This window comes from uncultured Streptococcus sp. (assembly GCF_963511325.1).
In the GTDB taxonomy this organism is placed as follows: domain Bacteria; phylum Bacillota; class Bacilli; order Lactobacillales; family Streptococcaceae; genus Streptococcus.
In genome coordinates, this window is record NZ_CAUPII010000005.1 from 51,629 (window position 1) to 64,313 (window position 12,685).

A 12,685-nucleotide genomic window follows, 5' to 3' on the forward strand; every position below is an offset into this window, starting at 1 on the left:
TCTCCTTATTTTACTAGGTAATCTTTCATTTCTTCGAGAGAAACTGGGTGAATGGTTGCTGAACCAAGTTCTGGCACCAAAACTAATTTCATGGTATTCCCACGCGCTTTTTTATCATGAGTCAAGGCCTGATAAAGCTTATCAACATCCCAGTTTTCATAGTCAACAGGAAGACCAAATTTCTGACACATTTCTCGAATAGACTGAGTGATTCCCACTGGCATGAGTCCTTTTAGTTCGGCTACCTTAGAAACCTGAACCATTCCCATCGCTACTGCCTCACCATGCATGACACGTCCATAACCAGCAGTTGCTTCAATAGCATGGCCGATTGTATGACCAAAGTTGAGATATAGACGAATGCCATTGTCCAATTCATCCTCGACTACCATCTTGCGCTTCACCTGGCAAGAATGCTCAATCAAACTTTCTGAATGCTCCAAAATACTCTCTACAGAACCATCCATTTCAGATAATAAGTCCCATAGTTCTGGATCTTCAATTAAGCCATACTTGATGACTTCACCCATTCCTTCAATCAACTCTCGTTTACCTAGGGTTTCAAGAACGGTTGGATCAATCAAAACGCCGTCTGGTTGGGCAAAAGTTCCCACCATATTCTTAGCAAAAGGAGTATTCACTCCTGTCTTACCACCGATTGAAGAGTCCACCTGAGCAGTCAAACTGGTCGGAATTTGAACAAAGTGAATACCGCGCATATAGGTTGAGGCTACAAAGCCAGCCAAATCACCAACGACACCACCACCTAGAGCTACGATGCCATCACTGCGAGTCAAGTCTTGCTTAACCAGAAATTCATAAGCCTTTTGAACCGTGGTTAGATTTTTTCGCTCTTCACCCTCTAGAAAGTCAAAAACTGCCACTTGAAAACCAGCATCCTCTAGGCTCAATTTAACTTTTTCTGCATAGAGAGAAGCCACATGGTTATCGGTAATGATAACGACTTTTTGCGGTTGCCAAAGTTCCCGCAACCATTTTCCTGCTTGAGACAGGCATCCTTTTTCAATCTGAATATCATAAGGATGGTGGGGAAGGTCTATTCTGATTTTCATAGCAGTTCTCCTTTTTTCATTTTTGATACTTTTGTTTTAGTAATTCCCAGATTTGATCGGTTGGCATTTCCTTACCTGTCCATAACTGAAAAGCTTCCGCAGCTTGGTAAAGCAACATGCCTAGGCCATTAACAACGTGATTGCCCTGGTTTCTTGCCCAATATAAAAATGGTGTCTCAAAGGGTTGATAAATCACATCAGCTACCAAAAGCTTCTCTGGCAAAACGATACTTGTTGGGATTGGCAGAGATACTCCATCCATACCAACACTAGTCGCATTTACCAGTAAATCCGAATCAGTTATCCTTGCTTGCAGTTCAGAAACATCTTCTAAAGCAAATAAATCTGCTTTAAACCCTGTTTCATTTTGCAGTTTTTCTAAGTAAGGTCTTGTTTTTTCTATTGAAGTCGAACGTACAAAGACAGAAACCTGACTGACTCCATCCAAGATTGCCTGCGCCAAAATTGCCTTGGCTGCACCGCCTGCTCCTAACAAGACCATTCTTTTCCCAGATATTTTAAAAGAAGGCAAGCTCTTAAAGAATCCCTTGCCATCTGTGTTATATCCGATTAAAGTTCCTTCTCGATTCACCACTGTATTGACAGCACCAATCAAACGAGCTGCTTCACTCAATTGATCCAAATAAGGAATCACCTGCTCCTTGTAGGGCATAGAAAGATTGATTCCAAACATCTGGTAACGACGAATGTTGGCAACTGTTTCTGCCAAGTCTGTTCCTTCTATCTCCCAAGCAAGATAAACTCCATTGGTATGAGTTGCCTCAAAAGCTCTATTGTGAATGAAAGGTGAAATGGAGTGTTTGATAGGATTGGCGACTACAGCTGCTAAACGTGTGTAGCCATCAATCTTCATTTAGTATCTCCCTAATTTTTTTCATGCTAGAAAGTGAAATCTGTCCTGGAGCACTGGCTTCGTCCAGACTTGCAAAAGACCAGCTAGAACCCGTCACATCTGAAGTAATACGAGAAACCTTGCCCACTTTCCCCATAGAAATCGTCACATATTCTTGTTCTGGGTTCAATGTTTTAAAGCCACGTGTAAAGTTCATAAGGTCCAATACATCTTGTTCTGTATGAGCCATAACCGATACTTTAACCACTTTGGGCGTTAGGCTGGTTAGCTCGGATAAGATTTCCATCATATTCTCTGGAGTTTTTTGGAAATTATGATAACTCAAGACTAGATTTGGAAAATCAAGCATCTCTTCAAAAACATCCTTGTGAGAAAAATACTCAAAATCGATATATTCAGGTTGATAAAGTTGAGCTACATCTTTGATAATTTGTACATACTCTGCCGAATCCAAATCGATCTCGCCTCCCTCAGCACGAGTACGTAGGGTGAAGAGGAGTTCGCGACCTGCAAATTTTTCAAAAATAGCTGGAGCTACCTGTAAAATAGCTTCCTTTGGTAGGAAGTCGGCACGCCACTCAATGATATCAGCATCGATATACCGCATGGCATCGATTTCTTGCGCCTCTTCTAAACTCTTTGGCATTACTGAAACGACTAATTTCATTTAGTTACCTTCATGCTAATCACCTTAAGGTAATTACTACTTTCATCTTTTTCATTGTAGACAAAGTCTGCTGGAAGTCCATATTTATTAAGAACCTGGTACTTTCTTCCTGCAAATCCTTTGTCGATTTGTTCTATAAATTTTTGACGGGAAACATTGGCAGCATTGGTGCTAGCAATGATCATACCTCCCGGATTTAAAATCTCTAAACTCTGGGAAATCAACTTGTGATAGTCCTTAGCTACAGAGAAAGTTTGCTTTTTATTACGGGCAAAGCTAGGTGGGTCTAGAACGATCACATCATAAGATAAGCCCTTACGTTTAGCGTATTTAAAATATTCAAAGACATCCATAACAATGAAACGATGATTGTCAAGACTGAGTCCATTGGCATGAAAATGAGCTTCTGACAGTTCTCTCGAACGTTTGGCTAGATCTACAGAGGTTGTTTCACTAGCGCCTCCCATTGCTGCAGCAACTGAGAAAGCTGCTGTGTAGGAAAACATATTAAGCAAGGATTTCCCCATAGCTAAACCATCAACCAAGCTACCACGCACTTCATGTTGGTCCAAGAAGATGCCTGTCATAAGACCGTCATTCATAAAAACTTGATAGAGGACGCCATTCTCAAGAACTGTAAAATTTTCTGGTGCTTCTTGACCATAGATATGGGCAGACTCATAGTCTAGACCTTTAAAACGAATCTTTTCATAGGCACCTAAGACTTCAGGGAAAACCAGAGCAAAGGCTGCTAGGATCTGTTGGCGAAGCCCATAGACATAGGAGTTATACCAGGAGAAAACAACATAATCTCCATAGATATCCAGAGTCATTCCACCAAAACCATCGCCTTCTTGATTAAACAAACGGAAGGCAGTTGTCAACTCATCTTGATAGTAAGAAGAACGTTTTTGTTTGGCTTTTTCAAACAAACTTTCAAAGAATTTTTGGTTAAAAGAAAGCTTCTGGTTCGTTACAAACCAACCAATCCCCTTATTTTGACGAGATAAATAAGCCTTGCCCAAAAACTGCTTGTTTTGACTAAATAACTCAACTTCCTGATCAGTTTCAGATAGTTCTGGAAAATCAATTTCCTCCAAAAGTACCAGACCTTGGTTTAGTTTTTTTTCAACACGTCTACTGACGAATACTTTATTCATAAATACTATTATAACAAATTTTGTGACAATTCACAAAATAGAAACTATTGATTCATCCATCATCCTGCCCTATCTGAGAGAATTTTTCCTGCCATTAGTCCTACTATTTTTCTTTTATAGTATTTCAACACTTCCAATTGAAAAATAGACATAAAATTCAAAGAGTTTAATTATAACGCAAACGTTTGCATATTCTTTGGCTTTATGCTACAATAATTCTCATCACTGTAAGTAAGAGGATCAACTATGAAAAATCAAACCCTAATGCAATATTTTGAGTGGTATCTCCCCCACGATGGAAATCACTGGACACGCCTAGCTGACGATGCTGAACACCTAGCCAACTTAGGTATTAGTCACATTTGGATGCCCCCTGCTTTTAAAGCAACAAATGAAAAGGATGTTGGCTATGGCGTCTATGACTTGTTTGACCTTGGAGAATTTAATCAGAAGGGTACTGTACGTACTAAGTATGGCTTTAAAGAAGACTATCTTCATGCCATCCAAACTTTAAAATCTCATGGGATTCAACCAATGGCTGATATCGTCTTAAATCATAAGGCAGCCGCTGACCATTTAGAATCTTTCCAAGTAATAGAAGTGGATCCAGAAGATCGAACTGTGGAACTAGGAGAACCTTTTACCATCAATGGCTGGACTGGTTTTACCTTTGACGGACGACAAAACACCTACAATGACTTCCACTGGCACTGGTACCACTTTACTGGAACTGACTATGATGCTAAACGCCGTAAGTCTGGTATCTATCTGATACAGGGAGACAACAAAGGCTGGGCTCATGAAGAATTAGTCGACAATGAGAATGGCAATTACGACTATCTCATGTATGCCGATCTAGATTTCAAACATCCTGAAGTGATAAAAAATATCTACGATTGGGCAGATTGGTTTATGGAAACGACTGGTGTAGCTGGTTTCCGTTTGGATGCAGTTAAACACATTGACTCTTTCTTTATGCGCAACTTCATTCGCGATATCAAAGAAAAATATGGTCAAGATTTCTATGTCTTTGGAGAATTCTGGAATCCAGACAAGGAAGCAAATCTGGATTACCTTGAAAAGATTGAAGAGCGCTTTGATCTTGTCGATGTTCGCCTTCACCAAAATCTCTTTGAAGCAAGCAAGGCTGGAGAAGACTATGATTTAACAACCATCTTTGATGATAGTCTGGTTCAATTCAATCCAGACCGAGCTGTAACCTTTGTCGATAATCATGATACTCAACGTGGCCAAGCTCTTGAATCCACTGTTGAAGAATGGTTTAAACCAGCAGCCTACGCCCTCATTCTTTTGCGAGAGCAGGGGCTCCCATGTGTCTTTTATGGAGACTACTACGGTATTTCTGGTCAATATGCTCAGCAAGATTTCAAAGATGTTCTTGACCGTTTGCTAGCTATTCGAAAAGAGTTGGCTTACGGAGAGCAAACGGACTACTTTGATGACCCTAATTGTATCGGTTGGGTCCGTTCAGGAGCTGAAAATAAATCACCACTTGCCATCGTGATTTCTAATGCCCAAGCAAACTCTAAAACCATGTTCGTCGGTCAAGAATGGACTGACCAAACCTTTGTTGATTTACTAGGAAATCATCCTGACCAAGTAACTATTAATGCTGAAGGTTATGGAGATTTCCCAATTACAGAACGCTCGCTTAGTGTATGGGGACTGACTAACTAATCAATTAATACTCATTCAAACCACGTCAGCTTCCATCTGCAACCTCAAAACATTGTTTTGAGCAACCTGCGGCTCGCTTCCTAGTTTACTCTTTGATTTTCATTGAGTATAAAACACACAAAAAATGCCTACAAGCTAGATTTTCTTTCTAGCCTGTAGGCATTTTTTCTATTATCAATACTTAATATTGGTCTTTCCAAAGATCCATAGCATTTTGAAAATCTGCAGAAACTTGAACATTTTGAGGATTAGTCGCTTCTCTCTCCTGACGCTTAGCCTCTACCTGGACTACACTCTTAATACCTTCATGACGCCAGTTTCTTAGGATAGCCTGGATGTACTTCCAATTTGGTTTTCCATTCAAAACAGCCTCACGTAGGGCTTCTTTAATCAGGTCCGCACTGGTTCCATCTTCTTTCAAACTCTTTTCTAAATCTTCGATTTCAAAAGGACTTAAGAGACGACCTAGCTCTTGTTGGAAGGTTTCCACCAAGTCTTTCAAATCATTTTTAGCGGGTAGCGCTTGGCTAGGTTCTTGCTTTTCAAAAAGTTGGTCTAAGCGCTCTAAAGCTAAAGTCGCATCAAAAATCACTTCTATCTCACCATTGAGTTCAATGGTTCGGTATTGAAGTAAACCTTTTTCTGTCAAACGCGAAATCGCTTGATTAACTTCAAAGACTTGCTTGCCAATTTTCTCAGCAATCTGGCTTGGGGACAATTCCCCTAAAGCTGTTGTATTTTGTAGATAAAAGAATTGCCAAACTAAGAAATCATCGCTTGATGAAAACAGTTGATTGTAGTTTAAGAGCAGAGCACTTGGTAATACCAAGTTCCCTGATTTAAAAGCATCTAAATATGTCATAATTCCTCTTATAAATATCCAAAATGAGATACATCTTCTTCTGCACTCTTCCACTCAAAAGGGGTTTCTTGGTAAACTGCATAATTTACCCAGTTACTGAAAAAGAGAGCTGCTGAGGAACTCCAACGCATACAAGGAAGTTCATGGATATCATCATTTTTGAAATAATTTTCTGGTATATGGGGATCTAAACCAGCATCTAGATCTCTAAAATATTCTTTCGCTAGGGTATCACGATCATACTCTAAATGCCCAAAGCTATAAACTTCTCTTAAATCTCGGCTTGCAAGGATAGAGATTCCCACCTCTTTTCCAGATGCTAAAATCTCTAGATTGGTTTTATTTACAATGTCTTCTTTGAGAATTTCTGTATGACGAGAATGAGGAGACACATACAAATCATCAAAACCTCTCAGCAAAAGATGACCTTCTTTTAAAACATCCTGAGGATAAATTCCCGAAAGCTTTTGAGCCATCTGGTGTTTATCTACGCCGTAACGATAGTAGAGGCCAGCCTGTGCTCCCCAGCAAATATGCAGGGTTGAAAAGACATGTGTCTTTGACCAATCGATGACCTGAGTAAATTCCTCCCAATAGTCCACTTCTTCAAAAGGAAGATGCTCAACCGGCGCTCCTGTGATAATCAAGCCATCAAAATACTGGTCTTGAACTTCCGAGAAGGTCTTATAAAAAGTCTCCATATGCTCAGAACGAGTTGTTTTCGACTGATGACTTTCCATATATAAGAAATCAATATCTAACTGCAAAGGAGTATTAGCTAAATGTCGTAAAAGCTGAGTCTCTGTAACCATCTTCTGTGGCATCAAGTTTAAAATCAGGATTTTCAGTGGTCGAATATCCTGATGAGCCGCCCGCTGGTCATCCATGACGAAAATATTTTCCGTTCGTAAAATCTCAACTGCTGGTAATTTTTTATCAATTCGAATCGGCATGGAAATCTCCTCACTGTATCAATTCTAGGCTCAAACGAACATACAGTCGTCAAATGAAAAATCAGCTGACGAAAGTCCTTCCCTTTATTATACTGTAAGAAGATATAGTTTTCAATTATAGTTTTTCTCTAACTAGATATAGCCTTTTTTTATATCAGATGAAGAGAAAACAGCCCTAGGGACTGTTTTTCATTAATAATGCATAAGCACTTTATAATCGTAATCTCCGATAGCTTCACGGCCTTTAAGCTCATCAAGCTCAATCAAGAAGGCACAACCAGCTACGATACCACCAAGTTTTTCAATCATTTCGATGGTTGCTTTCACAGTACCACCTGTTGCCAAAAGGTCATCTACGATCAGAACACGTTGACCTGGTTTGATAGCATCTGCGTGCATAGTCAAAGTATCAACTCCATATTCTTTTTCGTAGTCAGCTGAAATAACTTCGCGTGGCAATTTTCCTGGTTTACGCACAGGTGCAAAACCAATTCCCAACTCAAAAGCGACTGGACATCCAACGATAAATCCACGCGCTTCTGGTCCTACGATCATATCGATCTTTTTGTCAGTAGCATATTGAACAATTTCACGAACAGCATAGCTGTAGGCATTGCCGTTGGCCATCAAGGGGCTAATGTCACGGAATGTAATTCCTTCTTGTGGATAATTTTCAATACTTGCAATGTAATCTTTTAAGTTCATAGCATTTCTTTCTTTTTAAGTTTTTACTCCCTATTATACCATAAATCTTAGAAAAGAGAAATAGAAAGAACCCCTGGAAACTGAGTCCAAGGCTTCTAATCAAATCTATAACTATTGCTCGTTTAATGAAATCTTTCCTTCTTTTTGCTTTTAGAGTTTTGATTGCGTTGACGATTTTGTTGGATTCGCCACTCTCGCTCAAAGTAGGACATGGTTTCAAATACTCTGCGCGGTAAACCAACATCCAGCAAATAGATTGGGATTTTCAAAACATTTGCTTGCTTTGCAGTCAAAAATCTACTTCGTAGACGATTCCATAAAGAGTTGGGTTTTATAAAATCCTTGTCATAAAAATGAACTTCAATAGTATAAAAATCCCTTGAACTTCTACCACCCTTGATTCTCATTAGAGCAAATGTTTCTACTTGCCCCCAGGAATAAAACTGCCAATCTTTTTGAGGATATGGCTTATAGGAAAAACCTTTGGCCGTACATTTCAAATACTCTTTATCTGAAAAAAGAAGTCGCAAACGTTCATACAAAATCCATCCAACAATGATGATTCATACTCAATGAAAATCAAAGAGCAAACTAGGAAACTAGCCGCAGGCTGTACTTGAGTACGGCAAGGCGACGTTGACGCGGTTTGAATTTGATTTTCGAAGAGTATAAGAATAAGACAAAGAGTATTAATGCCACCATTCCCAAAGGTGCTTCCTTGGGATAGGTCATCATAAAAGATAGGATCCAAAGAAGAAAAGCTAACTCAACTAAGCAGAGAACGATAGTCCAAATGATTTTCTTACTGCTCCATTTGATAATTTTTTCTTCCATTAAGCTAACTCACTTAAATATTCATAGCGTTCATATTTTTCAAGCAAGGCTTCATTCTTTTCATCTAACTCTTTTTGAAGAGTAGCTAGCTTCCCAAAGTCCGAGCCATTGGCCTGCATTTCCTCTTCAATGACAGAGATACGGTTTTCCAAGGCTTCGATATCACTTTCAATACTTGCCCACTCTTGCTTTTCTTGGTAGGTCATGCGTTTCTTTTCTTCACGGACTTTGACGACTTTTTCCTTCTCAGCCTTTTGAACTTGATTTGTCGCTTCTGCTTCGAAGGCTTTTTCATCTAGGTAGTCGGTATAATGCCCAAAGAAAGGACGAATGCTACCATTCTCAAAAGCAAGAATCTTAGTCGCAACTTTATCAAGGAAATAGCGATCGTGACTAACTGTTAAGACTGGACCTGTAAAACCTTGTAAGAAATTTTCTAGAACAGTTAAGGTCGCAATATCTAAATCATTTGTCGGCTCGTCCAATAGAAGCACATTGGGTTTTTCCAAGAGCAATTTGAGGAGATACAGGCGTTTCTTCTCTCCACCAGACAGTTTCTCAATCAAGGTACCGTGCGTTGAACGTGGGAAAAGGAACTGTTCTAATAACTCCGCGATAGATGTCGTAGAGCCACTGCTAGTTTTAACCTCTTCTGCCACTTCTTGCAGGTAATTGATAACTCGCTTGCTTTCATCCAGACCTTCGATTTGTTGAGAGAAATAGGCGATGCGAACTGTTTCACCAATCACAACTTGTCCTGCTGTCGGTTCAAGACTTCCTGCAATCAAGTTGAGTAGGGTTGATTTTCCAACACCGTTATCACCAACGATTCCGATACGGTCTTTAGCCTGCACCAAGAGATTAAAGTCTTGTAAAATGGGCTTATTTTCATAGGCAAAGGAAACATCCTTAAACTCGATGACCTTTTTACCGATACGGCTAGTTTCAAAATTCATGCTCAAGTCTGTCTCAACACTAGTATCAGAAACCTCCTTTTTCAAGTCATGGAATCGATTGATGCGTGCCTGTTGCTTGGTTGCACGAGCCTGCGGTTGGCGTCTCATCCAGGCCAATTCTTGCTTGTAAAGCTGTTCCTTTTTGTGAAGAAGCGCTGCGTCGCGCTCATCCTGTTCAGCCTTGAGACGAACATAATCTTGGTAATTTCCTTGATATTCGGTCAAACCAGCTCTGTCCAACTCGAAAATTCTCGTTGAAAGCGCATCTAGGAAGTAACGGTCGTGGGTGATAAATAACACTGTTTTCTTGGAATTTTTCAAGAAGAGGGTTAGCCACTCAATGGTGGCAATATCCAAGTGGTTGGTTGGTTCATCTAGTAACAAGAGGTCATGGTTGCCCAAAAGTACTTGCGCCAACTGAACCCGTCTTCGCAAACCACCTGAAAGGGCTCCAACGGGAGTTGATAAATCCTGAATTCCCAACTTGCTGAGAACGGTCTTGACCTGACTCTCAATTTCCCAAGCTTGGAGAGAATCCATCTCGGCCATGACACGTTCCAAACGGGCCTGCTTGTCCTCACTGTAGTTGAGCATAAGCAATTCATACTCACGGATCAACTGGATTTCTTTCAAATCACTCGATAGAACAGTATCCAAGACAGTCTTGCTATCATCAAAATCTGGGTCCTGAGTCAAATAGCCAATCTTGTAATCATTTTTTGCCGAAAAAGGGCTTACGTCACCATCAAAACCTGAAACTCCTGAAAGAACATCTAAAAGAGTCGTTTTTCCAGTTCCATTGACGCCGATAAGACCGATTCTGTCCAAGTCATGGATGATAAAGGAAATATCCTTAAAGACAGTCTTGTCTCCTACGGATTTACTCAGTTTTTCAACAATAAAATCACTCATTTTTTCTCCCTCAAGTAGGCATGAATAGCTTCCAAGTTATTTGCCAAATCTCCATCCACAATAGCATACTCAATCTCTGCTAAAATTTCTCCCATTTCTGGTCCTGGTTGATAGCCGTATTCCTTGATCAAAATCCCACCATTGATTTGAATTTCTTTCTTATCATGGATGGTTAGGCTGTGGTAAGTCTCTGTAATAGCCTGTGGATTGACTTCTTTTCCTTGAGCCTGACGAAGATTTTCAGCCTGTAAAAGCAAATCTAGATCAAAACGATAACAATCACGTTTACTTAATTCGCCTTCTTCACGCAAAGCCAAAATGAGCAACAAATCTTGAACCTGCTTAGCAAATTGACGCGAAGTTTTCCAATGTTTCAAAAATTGTTGGGCATCTTTCACTTCTAAAACCCATAAAAGTGCTGCCCAGGCTTGTTCAGAAGATTCAAAGGTAAAATCAGCCTCTAAGTCAAACAAAGATTGGAGTTTGTCCTGACTACCAGCCATATCTGGAAGATAATCATAAGCTTTACTTGCAATCATAGATGACAGACCTACTCGCCAATGAGGAGCCAGAAGAAGTTTATCAAATTCAACAAAAGTACGTTCCACAGAAATTTTCTCTAAGAGTGGCGTTAAGGTCTTCATCGCTTCAAAGGTTTCTTGCTCGAGTTCAAAACCAAGACTGGCTTGGAAACGAAATCCACGCATGATGCGTAGCGCGTCTTCATTGAAACGTTCACTAGCTATACCAACTGCTCTCAGGACTTGATTTTCTAGATCTCTCAAACCATCAAACAAATCAATGATTTCGCCCATCTCATCTAAGGCAAAGGCATTAACTGTGAAATCACGTCGTTTGAGGTCCTCTTCAAGTGAACGAACAAAAGAAACTGAACTTGGTCTACGATAGTCTACATAGACATCTTCTGTTCGAAAAGTGGTCACTTCGTACTCTTCATCTCCATCTAAAACCAAGACGGTTCCATGCTCAATGCCAATGTCAGCTGTCCGTGGAAAAATCTGCTTGGTCTCCTCTGGATAAGATGACGTCGCAATATCCACATCATGGATGGGACGATTGAGTAGGGCATCCCTAACAGAGCCTCCAACAAAATAGGCTTCAAAGCCTGCCTCTTTAATTTTTTCTAATACTGGTAAAGCCTTCTGAAATTCAGAAGGCATTTGTGTTAATCTCATAATAAGTGTTCTAATCCATAGACAAGCTCATGACGCTTGACAACTTCTTTGATTCCCAAATTCACCCCTGTCATGAAGGAGCTGCGATCATAGGAGTCATGACGTAGGGTCAATCCTTCTCCTTGATTGCCAAAGATGATTTCCTGATGAGCTACCAAACCTGGCAAACGAACCGAATGGATTCGCATGCCATCAAAATTAGCTCCACGTGCACCTGCAATGAGTTCTTCCTCATCGCTAGCACCTTGTTGGATAGACTCACGAACTTCTGCCATCAATTCCGCTGTTTTGATAGCTGTTCCGCTAGGAGCATCTTTTTTCTTGTCATGGTGAAGCTCAATAATCTCTACATTTGGGAAGTATTTTGCAGCTTGTGTCGCAAATTGCATGAGTAAGACAGCACCCAAGGCAAAGTTAGGAGCAATCAAGCCACCCAAATTTTTAGAACGAGAAAATTCTTTTAGTTCTTTAATCTCTTGACTAGTGAAACCTGTTGTTCCAACGACAGGTGCAAAGCCATTTTCAAGCGCAAAACGGGTATTCTCATAGGCAACAGCTGGTGTTGTAAAGTCCACCCATACATCTGCCTCAAAACCTGCCAAGTCATCCTTATCATTGAATACAGGAATTCCCTGCCATTCTGTTGCAGTTTCGAAAGGATCCAATACTGCTACTAGTTCAAGTTCAGGATCAGACAAAACCATCTGACAAGCAGATTGTCCCATTCTCCCCTTAAAACCAGCAATAATTACTCGAATACTCATCTCAATCTCTACTCCTGTTTAAGATACAAAG

At 40.2% G+C, this 12,685-nt stretch carries 11 protein-coding genes and 1 pseudogene; 1 reads left to right on the top strand and 11 read right to left on the bottom strand.

Features of this window, described 5'->3' with window-relative positions:
• Positions 1-5 precede the first annotated feature (5 nt).
• Genes aroB through RQ973_RS02845 form a run of 4 tightly spaced genes read right to left on the bottom strand, consistent with a single transcriptional unit; the run spans position 6 to position 3,774 of the window.
• Entirely contained in the window at positions 6-1,073 is a 1,068-nt protein-coding gene (gene aroB / locus RQ973_RS02830) for a 3-dehydroquinate synthase (protein ID WP_311522685.1), read from the bottom strand.
• A 16-nt stretch (positions 1,074-1,089) separates the two neighbouring features.
• The gene (locus RQ973_RS02835) at positions 1,090-1,947 is read right to left on the bottom strand and encodes a shikimate dehydrogenase (RefSeq protein WP_311522686.1); all 858 of its coding nucleotides are present in this window, start codon (positions 1,945-1,947) and stop codon (positions 1,090-1,092) included.
• The gene (gene aroD, locus RQ973_RS02840; protein ID WP_311522687.1) at positions 1,937-2,614 is read right to left on the bottom strand and encodes a type I 3-dehydroquinate dehydratase; all 678 of its coding nucleotides are present in this window, start codon (positions 2,612-2,614) and stop codon (positions 1,937-1,939) included. Before aroD ends, RQ973_RS02835 begins: the two co-directional genes overlap by 11 nt.
• Positions 2,611-3,774, bottom strand: a complete 1,164-nt coding sequence (locus tag RQ973_RS02845; RefSeq protein ID WP_311522688.1) for a class I SAM-dependent rRNA methyltransferase — start codon at positions 3,772-3,774, stop codon at positions 2,611-2,613. Before RQ973_RS02845 ends, aroD begins: the two co-directional genes overlap by 4 nt.
• A 246-nt stretch (positions 3,775-4,020) precedes the next feature.
• Between RQ973_RS02845 and RQ973_RS02850 the strand changes: the two genes are divergently transcribed.
• Positions 4,021-5,472 carry an alpha-amylase gene (locus tag RQ973_RS02850; protein WP_311522689.1) on the top strand — a complete coding sequence of 484 codons (1,452 nt, stop codon included), beginning with the start codon at positions 4,021-4,023 and terminating at the stop codon, positions 5,470-5,472.
• A 181-nt stretch (positions 5,473-5,653) separates the two neighbouring features.
• Here RQ973_RS02850 and RQ973_RS02855 read toward each other — a convergent pair whose 3' ends face one another.
• The 7 genes and pseudogenes from RQ973_RS02855 to dapB form a co-directional block, all read right to left on the bottom strand.
• Positions 5,654-6,334 (bottom strand): DnaD domain-containing protein, encoded by a 681-nt coding sequence (locus tag RQ973_RS02855; protein ID WP_311522690.1) that lies wholly within the window; start codon positions 6,332-6,334, stop codon positions 5,654-5,656.
• An 8-nt stretch (positions 6,335-6,342) separates the two neighbouring features.
• Entirely contained in the window at positions 6,343-7,287 is a 945-nt protein-coding gene (gene metA / locus RQ973_RS02860) for a homoserine O-succinyltransferase (RefSeq protein ID WP_001122704.1), read from the bottom strand.
• A 192-nt stretch (positions 7,288-7,479) separates the two neighbouring features.
• Positions 7,480-7,992: an adenine phosphoribosyltransferase gene (locus tag RQ973_RS02865; RefSeq protein WP_006145170.1), complete on the bottom strand. Its 513-nt coding sequence runs from the start codon at positions 7,990-7,992 to the stop codon at positions 7,480-7,482.
• A gap of 122 nt (positions 7,993-8,114) precedes the next feature.
• Positions 8,115-8,555 (bottom strand): annotated as a pseudogene (locus RQ973_RS02870) (hypothetical protein); the annotation flags it as partial.
• 270 nt (positions 8,556-8,825) lie between these two features.
• A complete protein-coding gene (locus RQ973_RS02875; RefSeq protein WP_311522692.1) occupies positions 8,826-10,694 on the bottom strand; it encodes an ABC-F family ATP-binding cassette domain-containing protein in 1,869 nt (622 codons plus the stop codon).
• Entirely contained in the window at positions 10,691-11,890 is a 1,200-nt protein-coding gene (locus RQ973_RS02880; protein ID WP_311522693.1) for a CCA tRNA nucleotidyltransferase, read from the bottom strand. The genes RQ973_RS02875 and RQ973_RS02880 overlap by 4 nt, the downstream gene beginning before the upstream one ends.
• Positions 11,887-12,654 carry a 4-hydroxy-tetrahydrodipicolinate reductase gene (dapB, locus tag RQ973_RS02885; RefSeq protein ID WP_311522694.1) on the bottom strand — a complete coding sequence of 256 codons (768 nt, stop codon included), beginning with the start codon at positions 12,652-12,654 and terminating at the stop codon, positions 11,887-11,889. The genes RQ973_RS02880 and dapB overlap by 4 nt, the downstream gene beginning before the upstream one ends.
• Between the last annotated feature and the right edge of the window lie 31 nt (positions 12,655-12,685).